The sequence below is a fragment of the Zobellella denitrificans genome (assembly GCF_002407485.1).
Lineage (GTDB): Bacteria > Pseudomonadota > Gammaproteobacteria > Enterobacterales > Aeromonadaceae > Oceanimonas > Oceanimonas denitrificans.
Genome location: NZ_CP012621.1, coordinates 2,690,609 through 2,710,833 on the forward strand (window position 1 = coordinate 2,690,609; position 20,225 = coordinate 2,710,833).

18 protein-coding genes are annotated in these 20,225 nt (G+C 66.4%); 2 read left to right on the top strand and 16 right to left on the bottom strand.

The window, feature by feature from the left end:
- Nucleotides 1-357: 357 nt before the first annotated feature.
- The 13 genes from AN401_RS12765 to paaA all read right to left on the bottom strand — a co-directional run bounded on the left by AN401_RS12765 (nucleotide 358) and on the right by paaA (nucleotide 11,884).
- Nucleotides 358-954, bottom strand: a complete 597-nt coding sequence (locus AN401_RS12765) for a phenylacetic acid degradation protein PaaY (RefSeq protein WP_096779572.1) — start codon at nucleotides 952-954, stop codon at nucleotides 358-360.
- Between the two features lie 211 nt (nucleotides 955-1,165).
- The gene (gene paaX, locus AN401_RS12770; protein ID WP_096779573.1) at nucleotides 1,166-2,092 is read right to left on the bottom strand and encodes a phenylacetic acid degradation operon negative regulatory protein PaaX; all 927 of its coding nucleotides are present in this window, start codon (nucleotides 2,090-2,092) and stop codon (nucleotides 1,166-1,168) included.
- 137 nt (nucleotides 2,093-2,229) lie between these two features.
- Nucleotides 2,230-3,525 (bottom strand): phenylacetate--CoA ligase PaaK, encoded by a 1,296-nt coding sequence (paaK, locus tag AN401_RS12775; RefSeq protein ID WP_096779574.1) that lies wholly within the window; start codon nucleotides 3,523-3,525, stop codon nucleotides 2,230-2,232.
- A 24-nt stretch (nucleotides 3,526-3,549) separates the two neighbouring features.
- Nucleotides 3,550-4,758, bottom strand: a complete 1,209-nt coding sequence (gene pcaF, locus AN401_RS12780) for a 3-oxoadipyl-CoA thiolase (protein WP_096779575.1) — start codon at nucleotides 4,756-4,758, stop codon at nucleotides 3,550-3,552.
- Nucleotides 4,751-5,197, bottom strand: coding sequence for a hydroxyphenylacetyl-CoA thioesterase PaaI (paaI, locus tag AN401_RS12785; protein WP_096779576.1), 447 nt, complete (start codon nucleotides 5,195-5,197; stop codon nucleotides 4,751-4,753). The genes pcaF and paaI overlap by 8 nt, the downstream gene beginning before the upstream one ends.
- Nucleotides 5,190-6,692, bottom strand: coding sequence for a 3-hydroxyacyl-CoA dehydrogenase (locus tag AN401_RS12790; protein WP_096779577.1), 1,503 nt, complete (start codon nucleotides 6,690-6,692; stop codon nucleotides 5,190-5,192). The genes paaI and AN401_RS12790 overlap by 8 nt, the downstream gene beginning before the upstream one ends.
- A 1-nt stretch (nucleotide 6,693) precedes the next feature.
- The gene (gene paaG / locus AN401_RS12795) at nucleotides 6,694-7,485 is read right to left on the bottom strand and encodes a 2-(1,2-epoxy-1,2-dihydrophenyl)acetyl-CoA isomerase PaaG (RefSeq protein ID WP_096779578.1); all 792 of its coding nucleotides are present in this window, start codon (nucleotides 7,483-7,485) and stop codon (nucleotides 6,694-6,696) included.
- Nucleotides 7,485-8,261 carry an enoyl-CoA hydratase-related protein gene (locus AN401_RS12800; RefSeq protein ID WP_096779579.1) on the bottom strand — a complete coding sequence of 259 codons (777 nt, stop codon included), beginning with the start codon at nucleotides 8,259-8,261 and terminating at the stop codon, nucleotides 7,485-7,487. The genes paaG and AN401_RS12800 overlap by 1 nt, the downstream gene beginning before the upstream one ends.
- An 18-nt stretch (nucleotides 8,262-8,279) precedes the next feature.
- On the bottom strand, nucleotides 8,280-9,341 hold the full coding sequence (gene paaE, locus AN401_RS12805) for a 1,2-phenylacetyl-CoA epoxidase subunit PaaE (protein ID WP_096779580.1): 1,062 nt from the start codon (nucleotides 9,339-9,341) through the stop codon (nucleotides 8,280-8,282).
- A gap of 23 nt (nucleotides 9,342-9,364) precedes the next feature.
- Entirely contained in the window at nucleotides 9,365-9,859 is a 495-nt protein-coding gene (gene paaD, locus AN401_RS12810) for a 1,2-phenylacetyl-CoA epoxidase subunit PaaD (RefSeq protein ID WP_096779581.1), read from the bottom strand.
- Nucleotides 9,860-9,870: 11 nt separating this feature from the next.
- Complete coding sequence (gene paaC, locus AN401_RS12815) at nucleotides 9,871-10,635, bottom strand: 1,2-phenylacetyl-CoA epoxidase subunit PaaC (protein ID WP_094040393.1); 765 nt, start codon at nucleotides 10,633-10,635, stop codon at nucleotides 9,871-9,873.
- 8 nt (nucleotides 10,636-10,643) lie between these two features.
- Nucleotides 10,644-10,928, bottom strand: a complete 285-nt coding sequence (gene paaB, locus AN401_RS12820) for a 1,2-phenylacetyl-CoA epoxidase subunit PaaB (protein WP_094040392.1) — start codon at nucleotides 10,926-10,928, stop codon at nucleotides 10,644-10,646.
- A gap of 23 nt (nucleotides 10,929-10,951) precedes the next feature.
- Nucleotides 10,952-11,884 (bottom strand): 1,2-phenylacetyl-CoA epoxidase subunit PaaA, encoded by a 933-nt coding sequence (paaA, locus tag AN401_RS12825; protein WP_094040391.1) that lies wholly within the window; start codon nucleotides 11,882-11,884, stop codon nucleotides 10,952-10,954.
- Between the two features lie 268 nt (nucleotides 11,885-12,152).
- Here paaA and paaZ point away from each other — a divergent pair, with 268 nt between their 5' ends.
- Nucleotides 12,153-14,192 (top strand): phenylacetic acid degradation bifunctional protein PaaZ, encoded by a 2,040-nt coding sequence (gene paaZ, locus AN401_RS12830; protein WP_096779582.1) that lies wholly within the window; start codon nucleotides 12,153-12,155, stop codon nucleotides 14,190-14,192.
- A 683-nt stretch (nucleotides 14,193-14,875) separates the two neighbouring features.
- Here the strand turns inward: paaZ and AN401_RS12835 are convergent.
- Nucleotides 14,876-15,367 carry a putative 4-hydroxy-4-methyl-2-oxoglutarate aldolase gene (locus AN401_RS12835; protein ID WP_094040389.1) on the bottom strand — a complete coding sequence of 164 codons (492 nt, stop codon included), beginning with the start codon at nucleotides 15,365-15,367 and terminating at the stop codon, nucleotides 14,876-14,878.
- Nucleotides 15,368-15,807: 440 nt separating this feature from the next.
- Between AN401_RS12835 and arcA the strand changes: the two genes are divergently transcribed.
- Entirely contained in the window at nucleotides 15,808-16,524 is a 717-nt protein-coding gene (gene arcA / locus AN401_RS12840; RefSeq protein ID WP_094040388.1) for a two-component system response regulator ArcA, read from the top strand.
- 330 nt (nucleotides 16,525-16,854) lie between these two features.
- On the opposite strand, the gene AN401_RS12845 is transcribed toward arcA, so the two are convergent.
- Together AN401_RS12845 and AN401_RS12850 are read right to left on the bottom strand one after the other, a co-directional pair.
- Nucleotides 16,855-17,703: a substrate-binding periplasmic protein gene (locus tag AN401_RS12845; protein WP_157772270.1), complete on the bottom strand. Its 849-nt coding sequence runs from the start codon at nucleotides 17,701-17,703 to the stop codon at nucleotides 16,855-16,857.
- On the bottom strand, nucleotides 17,691-20,102 hold the full coding sequence (locus AN401_RS12850; protein WP_198401737.1) for a bifunctional diguanylate cyclase/phosphodiesterase: 2,412 nt from the start codon (nucleotides 20,100-20,102) through the stop codon (nucleotides 17,691-17,693). The genes AN401_RS12845 and AN401_RS12850 overlap by 13 nt, the downstream gene beginning before the upstream one ends.
- Nucleotides 20,103-20,225 lie beyond the last annotated feature (123 nt).

Sequence of the window (20,225 nt, forward strand, 5' to 3'; positions counted from 1 at the left end):
GGCGGGCCGCCCGCGCTCCAAAAAAGCCATGTGGGCGGGCCGCCCGCGCCCCAAACAGCGCCATCCTGCGGCCTAAAGGCAGGCACCAACCCGGAGCGCAGGCGGCTCGCCTGCATTTCCGCGCAGCGGGAACCTGCGGCCTGGCAAGCCACGCCTTAACCACAGGCGTGCACCCATGCGGGCGAGCCGCCTGCGCCCCAAAAAAGCCATGCGGGCCGCCCGCGCCCCAATATGGGAACCTTTGGCTTGGGTGCCCCCCCATGCGGGGGCCGCCCCCATTCGGGGACAAGACCCGCGCCCCAGACAGAGAGACAACAAGGCCCCGCCACTGGACGGGGCCGGCAGGAAGGAGGCCGTTCAGGCCTTGTATTTGGGCAGGTAGTCGGCGTGCTGGAACAGGCGGGGGCGATCCGGCTCCACCGCCTTGAGCGGGGTGGCCGGGCGCAGGCTGTGCAGGCAGCGCCCGACCAGGTCGATGTAGGTCTGGGTGCCCTGGCGCTTCCATTCGATCTCCTCCGGGCGCAGCTCGCGCATCACCCGGGCCGGGGTGCCGGCCACCAGCACATTGGCCGGGATCCGCATCTCGGCCTTCACGAAGGCGTGGGCCGCCACTATGCTGTTTTCGCCCACCTCGGCCCCGTCCATCACCACGGCGTTCATGCCCACCAGGGCATTCTCCCCCACCACGCAGCCGTGGAGGATGGCGCCGTGGCCCACATGGCCCCAAGGGCGCACCAGGGTATCGGCGTCGGGAAAGCCGTGCATCACGCAGTTGTCCTGCACATTGGCATGGTGCTGCACATGGATGCGGCCGAAGTCACCCCGCAGCGAGGCCAGGGGGCCGATATAGGCGCCCTGCTCCACGATGACGTCGCCGATCAGCACGGCGGTGGGGTGCACATAGGCGCCCTCTTCCACCACCGGCACCAGGCCGTCAATTTCATAGCAATTCATCGATAGTCTCCTTTGGCATGGGTAGCCGGTGCAGGGCCGGTTTCAATCGGCCGACGGTGTTCGGTCGAATAAATTCGACCCTGCAGGATCCGCCGGGGTGCTGTAGGGTCCGTTTCAACGGACCTCCCACCCACGGTGTGGCAGGCCCATCCTAGGGTTCGCGCTACGCGCGAAAGCAGGCGGGCCGCCTGCGCTCCACCGACGGCTCCGGCTATTGCCTCAAACCGCCGAAGCGGCGGTAAAAGGCGGGGCCGGCCGGCGGCAGCGGGCCTTCGGCGGTGCGGCCGGTGGCCCAGAGGTGTTCATCCGCCGCCCGGTAGAGCAGGTTGTAGATATTGGCACACAGGGTCTGGGCGGCGGCGCCGGGCCAGCCCGCCGGCAGCAGGCCGATGGGCAGGTTGGGATCCTTCAGCAGCACCCGCCGGTAGTGGTAGATAAGCAGGGTGCGCAGCTGGAAGGCCTGGGCCGGATCCAGCCCGGCGCCGTCTTCCAGCAGCGGCAGCAGGGGCCGATACAACGCCAGAAACTCGTGATAACGCTGGCTGATGTCCTCCAGCGGCCAGTTGACGCTCACCATCCGCGGCAGGGGCGGAGCCACCCCCAGCGACAAGTCCGGCGTCTGGGCCCTGAACACCACCACCTGCTCGGCCATGTCCAGATCCAGCAGCAACTGGCGCAGCTTGCCCTGGTCCAGCCCCGGGTAGGCCATCAGGTTGGGGGCGATGCCGGCGCAGCCCAGCCATTCCAGCTCCTTGCGCAGTTGGGCCTTGGCCTCCAGCTCCACCGAGCTCAGCAGCACCAGATCCCACTGGCCGTCCCAGTCCCGTTGGCCGATGCCGTAGATGCGGGCCTCGGCCTGCCGGAAGCGGTGGACGCTGCTGTCGGTCACCCGGTAGAAGCTGAGCCGGCCGATACGCTCCGAGCTGAGCCAGTCGTTCTTGGCCAGGCGAAAGACGGAGGTGCGCACGAAGCGCTCGCCGAAGCCGAAGCCGGCCACCAGCTCGATCAGGCTGGCCAGGCTGACGCCGCCGCCCCGATGGGCGAGGCTGTCGCCGAAGATGGTCATGATGAGCGAGGTGCCGCTCACGGTTTCGTAGTCGAGGGCCTGCTGGATAAAGTGGCTGAGTCGGGAATCCATGGTGTCCAATCTGGGGTATGAGTCAGGGTGTGAAAAGGCGGCCAACGGCCGGGATGAGCCCATTACACCCCGTTTAAATGGCGGACATCAAGCACAAAAGTGGCGTTACCGCCACTTTTGTGTATCAGGTCCGGCGCTCAGGCGCAGGCGCTTTTGCGCAGATCCAGCACCCGGGCCGCCTTGCCCTCGGAACGGGGCAACTGGCCCTCGCCCACTATGTCTATCTGGGTGGAGATGCCGATCATCGCCTTGATGCGGTGCCTGAGCTGGTGGCCGAGCGAATGCAGATCGGCGCTGGCGCAGTCGTGGCGCAGCTCAACCTTGACCATCAGCGAGTCCAGGTGGCCGTGGCGGCTCACCTCCAGCTGGTAGTGGGGGGTCAGCTGCGGGAACTTGAGGATCTGCTCCTCCACCTGGGACGGGAACACGTTCACCCCGCGGATGATCAGCATGTCGTCGCTGCGGCCGGTGATCTTGTCCATGCGGCGCATGGTGCGGGCGCTGCCGGGCAGCAAGCGGGTCAGATCCCGGGTGCGGTAGCGGATCACCGGCAGCCCTTCCTTGGTGATGGTGGTGAACACCAGCTCGCCCAGCTCGCCGTCGGCCAGCACGGCGCCGTTTTCCGAGTTGATGATCTCCGGGTAGAAGTGATCTTCCCAGATGGTGGGGCCGTCCTTGGACTCCAGGCACTCCATGGCCACTCCCGGCCCCATCACCTCCGACAGGCCGTAGATGTCGAGGGCGTCGATGCCGAGGCGCTGCTCGATTTCGGCTCGCATGGCGTTGGTCCAGGGCTCGGCGCCGAACACCCCCACCCGCAGCGAGCAGGCGCTGGCGCTGCCGCCCATCTGCCGCTCCAGCTCATCGATGATGTTGAGGCAGTAGGAGGGTGTGACCATGATGGCGTCGGGCTGGAAGTCCTGGATCAACTGGGCCTGCTTCTCGGTCTGGCCGCCGGACATGGGGATGACGGTGGCGCCCAGGCGCTCGGCGCCGTAGTGGGCGCCCATACCGCCGGTGAACAGGCCATAGCCGTAGGCCACGTGGATCTTGTCCCGGGCGCTGAGGCCGGCGGCGCGCAGGGAGCGGGCCACCACGTCGGCCCAGACGTCGATGTCGTGCTGGGTATAGCCCACCACCGTCGGCTTGCCGGTGGTGCCGGACGAGGCGTGCAGCCGCACTATCTTCTCCATCGGCACCGCGAACAGGCCGAAGGGATAGTTGTCGCGCAGATCCTGCTTGGTGGTGAAGGGAAACTTGTTCAGATCCTCCAGGGTCTTGCAGTCGGAGGGATGCACCCCGGCCTCGTCGAACTTGCGCCTGTACATGGGCACGTTCTCATAGGCGTGGTGCAGGGTCTTTTGCAGCCGCGCCAGTTGCAGCGAACGCAGTTCGTCGACGGATGCGGTTTCGATATGGTCCAGCTTGCTCATTGGTAGCCTCCTCCCTTTGGCTGGTTACGCGAGGTTCTCGACGATCAGGGCCACACCCTGACCCACGCCCACGCACATGGTGCACAGGCCGTAACGACCGCCGGTGCGTTTCAGTTCATTCACCGCCGCCATCACCAGGCGCACCCCGCTCATGCCGAGCGGATGGCCGAGGGCGATGGCGCCGCCGTTGGGGTTGACGTGCGCGGCATCGCCCGGCAGCCCCAGTTCGCGCAGCACCGCCAGGGCCTGGGCGGCGAAGGCCTCGTTCAGTTCGATCACGTCCATCTGCTCAAGATTAAGACCGGCCTTTTCCAGCACGGCGCGCACCGCCGGCACCGGCCCTATGCCCATGTAGCGGGGCTCCACCCCCGCGCTGGCCATGGCCAGGATGCGGGCCTGAGGCACCAGGCCGTACTGGCGCACCGCCTGGCCACTGGCCAGCAGAGCGCAGGCGGCACCGTCGTTCACCCCCGAGGCGTTGCCGGCGGTAACGGTGCCGTTCGCCCGGAAAGGGGTCGGCAGCCGGGAAAGATCCGCCAGGGTGGTCTCGGGCCTGGGGTGCTCGTCGGCGCTCACCTCGGTGACCTGGCCCTTGCGCCCCGGCACCAGCACCGGCACCATGCCCCGGGCCAGCATGCCGCTCTGGCGGGCCCGCTCGGTGCGCCGCTGGCTTTGTAGCGCAAATGTATCCTGATCGTGACGGCTGATGCCATAGCGTTCGGCCACATTTTCGGCGGTTTCCGGCATGGAGTCGCTGCCGTACTGGCTTTTCATCAGCGGATTGATAAAGCGCCAGCCGATGGTGGTGTCGAAGAGCTCCGCCTGGCGGGAAAAGACGCTCTCGGCCTTGCCCATCACGAAGGGCGCCCGGGACATGGACTCGACCCCGCCGGCCAGCACCAGATGGGCCTCGCCGGCCTTGATGCTGCGGGCGCCGAAGCCCAGGGCGTCCAGCCCCGAGCCGCACAGCCGGTTGACGGTGGTGCCCGGCACCGTGACGGGCAGCCCCGCCAGCAGGGCCGCCATGCGCGCCACGTTGCGGTTGTCCTCGCCGGCCTGGTTGGCGCAGCCCAGTATCACCTCGTCCACCCGCTCCCAGGGCAGCTGGGGATGGTTTTCCATCAGCCGGCGCAGGGGAATGGCGGCCAGATCGTCGGCCCGCACCCCGCTCAGGGCGCCGCCGTAGCGGCCCACCGGGGTACGCGCCATGTCGCACAGATAGGCATCAGTCATGGTGTTCTTCCTTTAAAATGGTTCCCTTTACCTGGTAGGAGCGGCCCCGGAACAGCGCCAGCACCTCTCCCGCCTCATTTTCCAGCTGCACGTCGTAGGTGCCGGTGCGCCCGCCCCGGTGCCGCTCCTCGGCCCGGGCCCGCAAACACTCGCCGGCGAAGGCGGGTTTGAGGTAATCGATGCTGCAACCCTGCCCTATGGTCACCCGGTTGTAGCCGTTGCAGGCGAAGGCGAAGGCCGCGTCGGCGAAGGTGAACAGTATGCCGCCCTGGATGCTGCCATGGCCGTTGAGCATCCACGGCTGCACCCGCATGGTCATCACGGCGGCACCGACGGTGACACTCTCGATTTCCAACCCCAGGTGCTGGCTACAGGCGTCGTTGGCAAACATGGCCTCGGCGCAGCGCCGGGCCAGATCCTCTTCCATCCGTTCAGTCATGGGCTTCCTCCATGGCCGCCCAGTGCCGCAAGGTGAGCGATGGGCGGTATTTGTCCTCGCCGTACAGGGCGTGCAGTTGTTCAAGCAGGGCCAGCAGCCGGCGGTAGCCGATTTCCGCCCCCCAGGCCACCGGCCCCTTGGGGTAATTCACGCCATAACGCATGGCCAGGTCGATGTCTTCCGGGCTGGCCACCCCGTGCAAACAGGCCTCGGCGGCCTCGTTGACCAGGGTGGCCAGGGTGCGCAGCACCAGCAGGCCCGGGTGATCCGAGAGCAGCAGCACCTGCTTGCCCAGGGCCTGGAAAAAGCCGGTCACGGCGGCCACCTGCTCCGGTGTGCAGCAGGCCGACACCCCCAGGGCCAAGCAGGGGGCCTGCTCGTAATCCTCGACCCAGTCCAGGGCCATGGCGGCCCGGCCCGGGTGGCGCAGGGCGGCGCTCTGGCCGTTGGTCAGCTCGACGCAGACCCCGTCGATCAACAGGGCGGGCGCGCCGTTTTCGCGCTCAATGGTGCCCGGATAACGGGCCAGCAGGGCCTCGACGCCCCTGAGCCCGGACCAATCGCCGCGCACTATCACCCGCTCCGGCGCCCGGCCGGCGGGGCTGGGCAGGGCCGGCACCTCCGGCTGGCCGCCCTGGTAGCGGTAGAAGCCCCGGCCGGACTTGCGCCCCAGGCGGCCGGCCTCCACCAGCGCCTGCTGCACCAGCGAGGGCCGGTAGCGGGGCTCGTCGAAGAAGGCCCGGTAGACGCTGGCGCTCACCGCAAAGTTCACGTCCTGGCCGATCAGATCGGTCAGCTCGCAGGCGCCCATGGGAAAACCGGCGCTGCGCATCAGGGCGTCCAGAACCTGGGGCTCCGCCACCCCTTCCTGCAGGGCGCGCAGGGTTTCGCCGTAATAGGGCCGGGCGATGCGGTTGACGATAAAACCGGGGGTGGAGCTGGCATGGACCGCCACCTTGCCCCAGTCCCGGGCCAGCGCCAGCAGGGTGTCGCGCACCGCCGCCGCCGTGGCCAGGCCGGAGATCACCTCCACCAGCTTCATCACCGGCGCCGGGTTGAAGAAATGCAACCCTGCCAGCCGCTCGGGCCGCGCCAGGGCGGCACCGATGGCGGTGATGGAAATGGACGAGGTGTTGGAGGCCAGTATGCACCGCTCGCCGCAGATCCCTTCCAGCTCGGCAAAGAGCTGTTGCTTGATGTCCAGCCGCTCGACGATGGCTTCGATCACCAGGTCGGCATCGGCCAGCTCGTTCAGGCTGGCAGCAGGAGTAAGCCGGGCCCTCAGCGCAGCGGCATCCTGCTCGCTCAGCTTGCCACGGGCCACCCGGTCGGCCAGGCGGCTGGCAAAATCGTCCAGGGCGCGGGCGGTCTGGGCCGGGTGGGCGTCGTAAAGGCGCACTTCGTGCCCGGCCTGGGCCGCCACCTGGGCGATGCCCAGGCCCATGGTGCCGGCGCCGATCACCGCCACCTGTTGAATGTTGATGCGGTTGCTCATGTTAGCGCCCCTTGTATTCGGGCGTGCGCTTGTTCAGGAAGGCATCCACCCCTTCCCGGTAGTCTTCACTGCGGCCGGCCAGGCGTTGCAGATCCCTCTCCAGCTCCAGTTGCTGCTCCAGGCTGTTGCTCTCCGCCTGGTGGATGGCCTTCTTGATCAGCCCCAGGCCATAGGTGGGCTGGCGGGCCAGGTGCTGGGCCAGTTGCATGGCCTCGCTGTCCAGCTGCTCGTCGTCCACCACCCGCCAGACAAGGCCCATGGCCAGCGCCTGCTCGGCGCCGAGTTTGTCGCCCAGCAGGGCCAGGCCCATGGCCCGGGCGCGGCCCACCAGCCGGGGCAGCAGCCAGGTGCCGCCCGAGTCGGGCACCAGGCCCAGCCGGCAGAAGGCCTGGATAAAGGAGGCGCTGCGCGCCGCCAGCACGATGTCGCAGGCCAGGGCAATGTTGGCGCCGGCGCCGGCGGCCACGCCGTTCACCGCGCACACCACCGGCTTGGGCAGGCTGGTCAGGCGGCGGATCAGGGGGTTGTAGTAACGCTCGATGGACAGGCCCAGATCCGGCGCCTCGCCGCCCGGGGCCACGGCCCGATCGCCCAGATCCTGGCCGGCGCAAAAGCCCCGGCCACGGCCGGTGAGCAGGATGGCGCGCACCTCGGCGTCCTGCTCCCAGGCTTTCAGCACCTCGGCCACTTCCTGGTGCATGCGTTCGTTGAAGCTGTTGAGCTGGGCCGGACGGTTGAGTGCAAGCACGCCCACGGCGCCTTCCCTGTAACATTCGATATGCTGGTATTCCATTATTTCCCCCGGTAGTGCGGTGCGCGTTTTTCCAGAAAGGCGTTGATGCCTTCGTTGCGATCGTCGGTGGCGGCCAGCCAGACAAAGGCCTGGCGCTCCTGGCGCAGGCCCTGGCTCAGGCTGGTTTCCTGGCAGGCCCGCACGGCGGCCTTGGCGGCCCGTACCGCCAGCGGCGCCTGGGCGGCGATGCGCCGGGCCAGCTGGTGGGCGTATTCGTCGGTCAGGGCCGGCGGACAGACCCGGCTCACCAGGCCAAGCTCATGGCCGCGCTCGGCGCTGATCGGCTCGCCGGTAAGCACCATGCGCATGGCGGTCTGCTGGCCAAGCTGGCGGGTCAGCCGCTGGGTGCCGCCGGCACCGGGCATGATGCCGAGGGTGATCTCGGGCAGCCCGAGCTGGGCCCCCTCCCCCGCCACCACCAGGTCGCAGTGCAGCACCAGCTCCAGCCCGGCGCCCAGGGCGAAGCCGTTTACCGCCGCGATCAGCGGCTTGGGAAAGGCCTCGATGCGCGCCCACAGGGCCGGCCGCTCGTCCTGCTGCAGGGCCACCGCGTCCAGGTGGCGCATCTCCTCCAGGTCGGCCCCGGCGGCAAAGCCGCGGCCCTCGCCGCGCAGCACCACGGCGCGCACCCGCTCGTCACTGGCGGCCCCGGCCAGGGCATCGCCCAGCTCGCGCAGGCTCTGGTTGCGCAGGGCGTTGCGCCGCTCGGGCCGGTTGAGGCTGAGGGTCAAGACCCCGTCGTCCCCCAACCGGCTCAGAATATCCCGCTCCGTCATCCTCTCCTCCCCCCTGGCTCAGTCATCGAAGCTGATGCGTACCGCACCGCTCCGGGGCCGGGCCTGGCAGCTCAGCACATAGCCCCTGGCCACCTCGTCTTCTTCCAGGCTGTAGTTGAGGGCCATGTCCACCTCGCCTTCCAGCACCCGGCATTTGCAGGTGGCGCAAACCCCGCCCTTGCAGGCATAGGGCAGATCGGCCCCGGCGCGCAGGGCGGCGTCGAGAATGCTGTCGTCCTCGGCGCTCACCTCCACCCGGAACTCGCGGCCGTCCAGCACCAGGCTGACTTCGCCCTGGCTGCGGGCGGCGCGCTGCTCGGCGCTGATGGCGCGCGGCGCGCCCGAGTTGAAGCGCTCGGTATGAATGCGCTCCCGGGCCAGGCCCTGCTCGGGCAACACCTGCTCCACCGCCTGCATCATCTCCTCGGGACCGCAGGCAAAGCAGTGGTCGTACTCATCGGACAGCAGCCGGCTGGCAAACAGGGACTGGATCCGCTCGGCGTCGAGCCGGCCGTTGAGGATGTCGCTCTCGCCCTGCTCCCGGCTGAACAGGCAGATCAGCTGAAAACGGTTGGGGTAACGGTCCTTCAGATCCGCCAGCGCCTCGGCGAACATGGTCTGGCGCCAGCTGCGGTTGCCGTACACCAGGGTGAAACGGCTGTCGGGCCGCTCGGCCAGCACCGCCTTGACGATGGACAACAGGGGCGTGATGCCGCTGCCGGCGGCAAAGCCCAGGTAGCTTTCGCCGCCCAGCTTTTCCGCCTGCTGAAAGAACACGCCCTGGGGCGGCATCACCTCCAGCGCATCTCCCGCCTTGAGGTTGTCGTTGACCCAGTTGGAAAAACGGCCGCCGGGCACCCGCTTGACGGCGATGGTGAGCTCCTCCTCGCCCTGGCGGCTGCAGATGGAGTAGCAGCGGCGCAGCTCTTCCCCCTGATCCTGATAACGCAGGGTGAGGTGCTGGCCCGGCTTGAAGCGGAACCGCTCCTTGTTGTCGCCCTCCAGTTCGAAGGCGATGGCGATGGCGTCCTGGGTCTGCTCCTGTACGGACTTGACCCGTAGCGAATAAAACTGATTCATACTCTGCTCCCTGTGCGGCTTGGCTAGATGCACTTGAAGTAATCGAACGGCTCCAGGCAGTCGCGACACTGGTACTGGGCCTTGCAGGCGGTGGAGCCGAACTCGCTCACCAGCCGGGTATGGGGGCTGCCGCATTGCGGGCAGGGCACCCCGTCCTGGGGAATAAGGTGCTGGCCGCAGGCCGGCCCCTGGGGCGGCGCTATGCCGTACCGGCGCAGCTTGTGCTTGCCCTCGGCGCTCATCCAGTCGGTGGTCCAGGCCTCGGACAGGTCCAGCTCCACCCGGGCCGGCCCCAGCCCGCCCCGGCCGAGGGCCGCCAGTATGTCGGCCTCCAGCACGTCGGTGGCCGGGCAGCCGCTGTAGGTGGGGGTAAAACGCACCACCAGGGCGCCGTCGTCGGCCAGTGCCACCCCGCGGATCATCCCGAGATCGGTCACCGACAGCACCGGGATCTCCGGGTCGGACACGGTTTTCAGCAGCTCCCAGCAGCGGGGAATGCGATGATCGGCGATCTGCACCTTGTTTCTCCTTACCAGCTCACGTTCGGAAGGCTGCGCGGCAGCGACTGCATCTCCGCCAGCAGGTAGCCCAGGTGTTCGGTGTGCAGGCCCTGACGGCCACCCTGGCGATAGGGCGCCTGGGCCGGCAAGGTCAGTTCGGCCTGGCGGCAGCCTGCCTCGATACGTGCCCGCCACTGGCCGGCCAGCTCGTCCAACCCGGGCAGGATGCCCGCCGCCACCAGCGTCGCTTCCACCTCGTCGGTGGCGAACAGCTCGCCGGTAAAGCGCCACAGCTCGTCCAGGGCGGCCTGGGTGCGTTGGTGGCTCTCCTCGGTGCCGAGGCCGAGCCGCTGGATCCAGCCGCTGGAAAAGCGCAGGTGATAGTTCACCTCCTTCAGCGACTTGGCAGCGAAGGCGGCCAGGGGCGCATACCCCGACTGGGTAAGGGCGGAAAACAGCAGCTGGTGGTAGTTATCAAGCCACCACTGGCGCATCAGGGTCCGGGCGAAGTCGCCGTTGGGCTGCTCGCACAGCAGCAGGTTGCAGAACTCCCGCTCGTCCCGGAAAAAGGCGAGCCGGTCTTCGTCCCGCCCCTGGCCTTCCAGCTCGCCCGCCATGGTCAGCAGGGTGCGGGCCTGGCCCAGGATATCCAGGCCGATGTTGGCCAGGGCGATGTCCAGCTCCAACTCGGGAGCGTGGCCGCACCACTGGGACAGCCGGTGCGACAGCACCAGCTGGCTGTCACCCAGGCGCAGCAGATAAGTGAAAAGCGCGTCTTTGTGTGCCTTGTCCATACCGCCTCCTACATGTGCTCGATGCCGTCGGGGATCTGGTAGAAGGTCGGGTGGCGATACACCTTGTCTTCCGCCGGCTCGAAGAAGGCGCCCTTTTCCTCGGGCTGGCTGGCGGTGATCAGCTCGGACTTCACCACCCAGATGCTCACCCCTTCCTTGCGGCGGGTGTAGGCGTCCCGGGCGTGCTCCAGGGCCATTTCATCGTCGGCGGCGCGCAGGCTGCCCACATGGCGGTGGTGCAGGCCCTGCTTGCTGCGGATAAAGACTTCGTACAAAGACCATTGCTTGTTCATTGCTTGCTCTCCTTGCTTGTTCATCAGGCCGCGTGCCGGCGGCGGGCGGCATAGGCGCTGGCGGCTTCGCGCACCCAGCGGCCCTCTTCCCAGGCCTTGCTGCGGGCGGCCAGGCGCTCGTGGTTGCAGGGCCCCTGGCCGGCAATCACGGCGTAAAACTCGTCCCAGTCGATCTCGCCAAACTCGTAGTGGCCGGTTTCCTCGTTCCATTTCAGATCCGGGTCCGGCACCGTCAGGCCCAGGGCGTGCACCTGGGGAACCGTGTTGTCCACGAATTTCTGGCGCAGCTCGTCGTTGCCGAAGCGCTTGATCTTCCAGGCCAGGCTCTGGGCGGAATGGGGCGAGTCGGCGTCGGAGGGGCCGAACATCATCAGTGCCGGCCACCAGAAGCGGTTTACCGCATCCTGGGCCATGCGTTTTTGCTCCTCGCTGCCGTTGGCCAGGGCCATCATGGCCTCGAAGCCCTGCCGCTGGTGAAAGCTCTCTTCCTTGCAGATGCGCACCATGGCCCGGGCGTAGGGCCCGTAGGAGGTGCGGCACAGGGCCACCTGGTTGACGATGGCGGCGCCGTCCACTAACCAGCCAATGGCGGGAATGTCGGCCCAGCCCAGGGTGGGATAGTTGAAGATGGAGGAGTACTTCATCTTGCCGTTGTTCAGCTTTTCCATCATCTCGTCCCTGTCCGCGCCCAGGGTTTCGGCGGCGCTGTACAGATAAAGGGCGTGGCCCGCCTCGTCCTGCACCTTGGCCAGCAGCACCGCCTTGCGGCGCAGGCTGGGTGCGCGGGTGATCCAGTTGCCTTCCGGCAGCATGCCCACCACTTCGGAGTGGGCGTGCTGGCCAATCTGGCGGATCAGGGTCCGGCGGTAGGCCTCCGGCATCCAGTCCTTGGGCTCTATGTTCACTTCGTCGCGTACGGCCTGCTCAAACCGTGCGAGCTGTTCGGCGTTTTCCATCACTCAACCTCCTGCACCATGGCGTGCAACATTTCAAAAACATGGTGAAAACTTAATGTGACACGAAAAATATTTCAATATATTTTTTAGTGAATCATTTAATAATTCCAGCAAACCCTTTATTTTCAAACAGATAAGAGAATGACACCTTGAATCAATCGATAATCAGGCGGCAATCAGCATTGACAAGGCACAAAAATGACAACAAATTATGTAACACAATTCATGTGTTCAGTGATTTTTTGGTGTCGTATCCGAGGGAGGAGTGATGGAAAAACTGCAGAGCTATGTGGCCGGCCGCTGGCTGGAGGGAGAAGGCGAAGGACGCCTGGTGCGCCACGCGGTCACCGGCGCCCCGTTGTATGAGGTGACCAGCCAGGGGCTGGACATGGCCGCCATGGTGGCCTGGGCCAAGCAGGGCGGCAAGTCGCTGGCGGCCATGAGCTTCCATCAGCGGGCCCATATGCTGAAGACCCTGGCCAGCCACCTGGCGGAGCACAAGGAGGAATTCTATGCCCTGTCCGCCGCCACCGGCGCCACCCGCAAGGACGGCTGGATCGACATCGAGGGCGGCTTCGCCACCCTGTTCACCTATTCCAGCCTGGTGCGGCGCGAGCTGAGCGACGAGCGCATCCTGCTGGAAGACGACTGGATCCCCCTGTCGCGCCGGGGTGGCTTCGGCGCCCGCCACATGCTGACCCCCAAGCCGGGGGTGGCGGTGCACATCAACGCCTTCAACTTCCCGGTGTGGGGCATGCTGGAAAAGCTGGCCCCCACCCTGCTGGCGGGCATGCCGGCCATCGTCAAGCCGGCCACCGACGGCGCCCAGCTCACCCAGGCGGTGGTGAAATGCGCGCTGGCGTCCGGCCTGCTGCCCGAGGGCGCCCTGCAGATTATCTGCGGCGGGGTCAACGATCTGTTCGACCAGTTGGGCCCCCAGGACGTGGTCACCTTTACCGGCTCGGCCCACACCGGCCAGCAGCTGCGCGCCACTGCCCGCTTCAACCGCTGTTCCATCCCCTTCACCATGGAGGCGGACTCGGTCAACAGCGCCATACTGGTAGAAGGCGCCGACGATGCCACCCAGGCCCTGTTCGTGCGCGAGGTGGTGCGGGAGATGACCACCAAGGCCGGCCAGAAGTGCACCGCCATCCGCCGCGCCTTCGTGCCGCGGGCCCTGCTGCCCGGGGTGCAGGACGCCCTGCTCGCCAAACTCGGCAAGGTGGTGCTGGGCGATCCGGCGCGGGAAGGCGTGACCATGGGCCCCCTGGCCAGCCAGCGCCAGCTGGCGGACGTGCGCGACAAGGTGGAGCAGTTGGCGAGCCAGGCCCGCATCCTGTGCGGCGGCCACCAGCAGCCCTTTGCGGTGGACGCCGAGGCCCCCGAGGCCGGCGCCTTCTATCCGCCTACCCTGCTGCGGTGCGACCAGCCCAAGGAAAGCCCGCTGGTGCACCAGACCGAGGCCTTCGGCCCGGTGTGCACCCTGCTGCCCTACGACAGTGAGGAAGAGTTGCTGGCACTGGTGGCCCTGGGCGAAGGCAGCCTGGTCGCCTCGGTGGTGTTCAACGCCGGCCAAAATGTGTCCGCCCTGGTGGCACAACTGGGCGCCTGGCACGGCCGACTGCACCTGCTCGACCCCGTCAGCGCCGAGGAGAGCACCGGCCACGGCTCGCCCCTGCCCCACCTGGTGCACGGCGGCCCGGGCCGGGCCGGCGGCGGCGAGGAGATGGGCGGCCTGCGGGCGGTGAAGCACTATATGCAGCGCACCGCGGTGCAGTCCTCCCCTGGTGCCATGACCCAGTTGAGCCACAGCTGGACCACGGGCGCGCCGGTGGTGGAAGACAGAGTGCACCCCTTCCGCAAATACTTCGAGGAGCTGGCCGTGGGCGAGCGCCTGCTGACCGCCCGCCGCACCGTGACCGAGGCCGACATCGTCAACTTCGGCTGCCTGAGCGGGGATCACTTCTATGCCCACATGGACAAGATTGCCGCCGCCGAATCCCTGTTCGGCGAGCGGGTGGCCCACGGCTACTTTGTGGTGTCCGCCGCCGCCGGCCTGTTCGTGGACGCGGCACCGGGCCCGGTGATCGCCAACTACGGCATGGAAGGGCTGCGCTTTATCGAGCCGGTGAAGATAGGCGACACCATACAGGTGGAGCTGACCTGCAAGCAGAAAACCCGCAAGCCCAGGCGCACCCCGGACGATCTGCCCCAGGGCGTGGTGGTGTGGGACATCAAGGTCAAGAACCAGCGCGACCAACTGGTGGCCAGCTACGACATCCTGACCCTGGTGCAGGCAAAGGAATAACGGCCACGGCCGCGAAGTACCCGAGCCGGCCATCAAGGGCAGGGACGGCTCCTTTTGACGCCGGTCTTGCGACCGGCTTTTTTGTTGGAGCGCAGGCGGGCCGCCGGTATTCCTAACTTGGGTCCACTTCAGTGGACCTTTCCACCACCGGCGCCGTGGTTTGGTCGACTGAAGTCGACCCTACAACAGGAGCGCAGCGGGAACCTGCGGCGTTGAAAGCCATGCCTTAACCACAGGCGTATCCCCCATGCGGGCGGGCCGCCCGCGCCCCAAACAGCGCCATCCTGCGGTCTAAAAGCGAGCGCCACCCCCCGGAGCGCAGGCGGCTCGCCTGCATTCCCGCGCAGCGGGAACCTGCGGCCTGGCAAGCCATGCCTCAACCACAGGCGTATCCCCATGCGGGCGGGCCGCCCGTGCTCCAAAAAAACCATGCGGGCGGGCCGCCCGCGCCCCAAACAGCGTCATCCTGCGGTCTAAAAGCGAGCACCAACCCCGGAGCGCAGGCGGCTCGCCTGCATTCCCGCGCAGCGGGAACCTGCGGCCTGGCAAGCCATGCCTCAACCACAGGCGTACCCCCATGCGGGCGGGCCGCCCGCGCTCCAAAAAAGCCTTGCGGGCCGCCCGCGCTCCAAAAAAACCTTGCGGGCCGGCCGCGCTCCAAAAAAGCCGTGGGGCTTTGTGGTTTACAGCTGCGGGTGGCTCAAGGGTTCGCGGGCTACCAGGATGCCGTTGATATCGGCGTAGAGGTAGTCGCCGGGGTAGATGGTGACGCCGGCAAAGGTCACGGGCACATCCACATCCCCCAGGCCGCGCTTTTCGGTTTTCATCGGGCAGCTGGCCAGGGCCTTGACGCCCAGCGCCATGGTGCCGATGGCGCCGGCATCGCGGATGGCGCCGTTGATGACGATGCCCTCCCAGCCGTTTTCCAACGCCTTTTCCGCCAGTTGATCGCCAAGCAACGCCCGGCGCACCATGGCGCCGCCGTCCACCACCAGCACCTTGCCGGTGCCCGGGGTGGCCACCAGCTCCCGCACCCGGGAGTTGTCTTCGTAGCAGCGCACCGTGACCACCTGGCCCCAGAAAATCCGCTCGCCGCCAAAGTCCCGGAACAGGGGGTCCAGCACCCTGACCTTGTCGGCGTGCTCGTCACATAAATCGGGCAGTAAATCCAGCATTCGTTCCTCCTTGTGGGCGACAGGCCCCGGCCTCAGGCCTGAGACCAAAGCTGCCGTATCAATGCCTTAAACAGTGGGACAGTTGTATAACATTCCACGATTTTTGTTAAATCCGCCCTTGACCTGGATCAAGAGGGGCCATAAAACTATTTAACATTATTGGCCGCAGACTGTTGTTATGCCCCTGTTAACTGTTAAAATAAGACAACTTTATGTAATGGACCTCTGTTCGTCCCGTCCACTTATTTTTTGGGCATGAAGCAGTAACTGCATGGGATGCAAGTAAAAACGGCTTAAAAAAACAGTATCACCGGGCTAACACACTATGCATTTAGTGGTAGATAGCGTAATTTAGTTACACTATTTTCCTGAGTAGCGCCTGCTTGGCTCCGGCGGCTGTTGGCACTGAATTATCTTTACATCTAAAAACAGGTACGCTCATGCAGACACCTCACATTCTTATCGTTGAAGACGAACTGGTCACACGCAACACCCTCAAGGGCATCTTCGAGGCCGAAGGCTACGTGGTGCTTGAAGCCACCGACGGCGACGAAATGTACCAGGCCCTGTCCGGCAACAAGATCAACCTGGTGATCATGGACATCAACCTGCCCGGCAAAAACGGCCTGCTGCTGGCCCGCGAGCTGCGCGAGCAACACAACCTGGCGCTGATGTTCCTGACCGGTCGCGACAACGAGGTCGACAAGATCCTGGGCCTGGAAATCGGCGCCGACGACTACATCACCAAGCCGTTCAACCCCCGCGAGCTGACCATCCGCGCCCGCAACCTGCTGGGTCGCACCATGCAGGCCCCCGAGGCCCAGGAAGAAGAAAAACAGGTGGAAGCCTACCGCTTCAACGGCTGGACCCTGGACATCAACAGCCGCGCCCTGATCAGCCCCAGCGAGGAAGTGTTCAAGCTGCCCCGCAGCGAATTCCGCGCCATGGTGCACTTTTGCGAGAACCCGGGCCAGATCCAGAGCCGCGCCGAGCTGCTGAAGAAGATGACCGGCCGCGAGCTCAAACCCCACGACCGCACCGTGGACGTGACCATCCGCCGCATTCGCAAGCACTTTGAGTCGGTGCCGGACACGCCCGAGATCATCGCCACCATCCATGGCGAAGGTTACCGCTTCTGCGGCGATCTGGAGTCCTGATACGACAAAGCCCGGCTTATGCCGGGCTTTGTTCTTTTCGGGTTTCCCGCTGCGCGGGAATGCAGGCGAGCCGCCTGCGCTCCAGACATGCAGGCGGGCCGCCTGCGCCCCAGACATGCAGGCGGGCCGCCTGCATTCCAGACATGCAGGCGAGCCGCCTGCGCCCCAAACAATGCAGGCGAGCCGCCTGCGCCCCACACAATGCAGGCGGGCCGCCTGCGCTCCAGACATGCAGGCGGGCCGCCTGCGCCCCAAACAATGCAGGCGGACCGCCTGCGCCCCAGACAATGCAGGCGAACCGCCTGCGCCCCAGGTAATACCACCTCCCCTTCAGGGCTCCAGCCACAGGCGCGGATCCTGGGGGGGAACAAAGTCCGGCATCAGCGGATTGTCCAACCGCAACAACCGCAGTCCGGGATTGCCGATAAAGTCCAGGGCCTGGCGGTGTTCCTCCTGCGCCATAAACAGTTGCCCGAAAGATCCGTCCTCCACCGCCCGCATCAGTCCCGCCTCCAGGCGCTGTGCCAGCGCGGTGTTGTCGGGGTGTACAAAGAAGTAGATGGGGGCCGGATAATACAGGGCCAGGGAGGGCTCCAGCCGGAGGGCAAGGGCGGAATGGCGCTGCAGCTCCGGCCACACCTCGGCCACGCTGCGGGGAAAGTAGTCCACCCGACGCCCCATGACCATGTTGAACATGCCGTCGTAATCCGCCGAGGTGATCACCCCGAGTCCATTGGCCCGCAGCACGGCAACGTCCGGCCAGCCCGCCCCCTGGATGGCGGTCAGCCCCGACAGATCCGCCAGGGAACGCACACGCCCGAGCCGTTCGGCCTGGCTCGGGTGTGCCAGCAGCACCCGGTAACCCAGCAGCCCCCTGAGCAGGGGCACCGGCACGGCCCTGGCCTTGTTCATCCGCTCCTGGCTGGCCATGCTCCACACCAGGTCGAGCTGCCCCTGCGCCACCATCTCGAAGGCCCGGGCCTGGGACAGGGGCTCGTGATAGGGCCTGCTGCGCGCCGGCCCGTAGTCTTCGCGGGTCTTTTCCAGCGCCAGATCGAGCAGGGCGATAAAGTAGTTCACCCGCTGATCCTGGCGGCTTTCCGCCGGCCGGTGGGTGATCTCCACGGCCGGCAGCCCGGTGGCCACCAGCAACAACAGGCAAGCGGCTAACCGGAGCACGAGGAGCTCTCCTCTTTGCTGAACAGCTGCTCCGGCGGCACCGGCTTGCTGAAGTAATAGCCCTGCATCAGATCACAGCCGAAGCGGGTCAGCAACTCCAGCTGCACATGATCCTCCACCCCTTCCGCGACCACGCTCATCCCCAGCTGGTGGGCCAGATCGATAATGCCCCTTACCAGGGCCTTGTCCCGGCTGTTGCGGGTCATGTGGCGGACAAAGCTCTGATCGATCTTGACGATGTCGAACGGCAGGTCGCGCAGGTAGCTGAGCGAGGAATAACCGGTGCCGAAATCATCCATGGCCAGGCGTATGCCCATATCCGCCAGTTGCCTGCACTTTTGCTGTGCCGCTTCCGAACTGGCGAACAGCAGCCGCTCGGTGATCTCCAGTTTCAGGCAATCCGCATCCAGCCCGGTTTCCTTCAGGCAGTTGGCCACCGAGGCGACGAAGTCCGGCTCGCCGAACTGCACCGGGGAGACATTCACCGACACCCGGATATTGCGCCCCTGCAGCTGCCACTGGCGGGCCTGGCGGCAGGCCTCCCGCAGGATATACTGGCCAATGGCCACGATCTCCCCGGTATTTTCGGCGATATCGATAAAATCCAGCGGCGACACCCAGCCCAGCTCCGCGTTCTGCCAGCGCACCAGCGCCTCCACCCCTTCGTAGTCGCCCGTGCGCGGATCCACGATGGGCTGGTAAAACAGCCGCAGTTCCCCCGCCTCCACGGCGTGCTTGAGGGCGGTGGCGATATGCAGCGAGCGGTAAGAGGCGGCCTGCATTTCGGGCTCGAAAAACTGCACCGGCTCCTTCTGGCTCCGGGCCCGCTGTTGCGCCGACAGCGCCCGGCTGTACAGCCGCTCGGGCTGGTTGCCGTCGTTGGGATACACGGCAACGCCCACGGCCACCCCCGGCGTAACCGGCAGGTTGTCCAGCCGGACGGAACGGGACAGGGCCTTTTTTATCTGCTGCAGGCAGGCTTCCACCGGCTCGGCGGACTGGCCGAAGCGCAGGGCACAGAGGAATTCGTCGTCACCGGTGCGTGCCCTGAAGCAGGCCTCGCCCAGGGCGGCGTTAAGGGACTGGGTACACTCCTGGAGCAGGGCGTCGCCATAGGCTATGCCCAGGCTCTCGGTCACCTCCTTGTAGGCGGGCACTGCAATCACCATCACCGCCAGGTGGCCACCCTCCTGCACCGACTGCAGCAGCATCTGCTCCAGCCGTTCCATGGCCATCACCCGGTTGGGCAGGTTGGTAAGGTGATCGTAGCGGCGCTGGTAGCTCAGCTGGTGCTCAAACTCCTTGAGCCCGGTGATATCCTCCATCACCAGCAGCACATGGCCCGCCTCGTCCGGGGTAGCCCGGCACAACGAAAGGTGGGCCAGCAGCCAGCGGGGCCGGCCCGACTCGGTGCGCCACAGCAGCTCGCCCTGCCAGCTTTCCTGGCGCACCTTGTCGAGCAGCCAGCCGGCGGGCCGGGAGGACAGCATGCCCTGGGAAAGGCGGTTTTCCAGCAGGGTGGGCCAGTCCAGCTCCAGGCAGCGTGCCTCCGGCAGCTCCAGCAGGCGACACAGGGCGGGATTGACGTATTCCGCGCTCCCCTGCTCGTTCATGATGATCATGGCGGCGGGGCTGGCGGCCACCGCCGCCGACAGCCGGCGGTTGAGGGCGTGGACGCGCTCGAGTTCGGCCACCTCCCGCTGGAGCCGCTGCTGCATGCCGTTCATGGCATCCGCCAGGCGGTCCAGTTCGTCGGGGTGGTGGCCGCGGCGGCGATCCAGGCGGACAAGCTGGGTCAGCCGGTTCAGGTTGAGCCGCTCGGCCACGTCCGCCAGCGCCGCGAGATGACGCGACAGGGAAAAATGCAGCAGCAGCAGGATGACCAGGGTCACCCCCATGGTCTTGGCGGCCTGGCTGGCCAGCACCACCCACAGCTTTTGCCACAGGCTGGCGAAGATCTCTTCCTTGTCCACCAGCAGCGTCAGCTCGCCCAGCACCCACTGCTGCTGCTTGTCATCCTGGTGGCGCAACACATAAAGGTGGCTGGACTCGTGGCCCCTGTTGGTGGCCCTGCCGCTGGTATAGAGCCGGCCCTCGGCGGTGCGCAGGGTGGCGTAGGAAACATAGGGCAGCGTGACGATGGAGTCGAGCCCCAGGCGGATGCGCTGCTCGTCCATCAGCCAGAGGCTGTCGACCAGCCCGGGCACAAAGGTGCGTTCGGCGTCCGACAGGCGCAGGCCAAGGCTGGTGATGTCCCGGCGATAATCGGTATAAAGCTGGACCCCCACCGCCAGGGTGGCGAACAGGGTGCTGACGGCCAGAATGGCCGCCACCAGCCGCAGCGACAGCGGATTGCGCCGGTAAAATTCCACCATCCTGGCCAATATGGGCAAAGTCACGCAGACTCCTTCATCCTGAGCGGGCGGCGGCATGCGCCCGGGCTGCGTCCCCTACATCCGTTACCTCGCGGGCACACTTTTAACAATTGCACAGTTCCATAGTAGTAGGAGTGCAGGCACCCT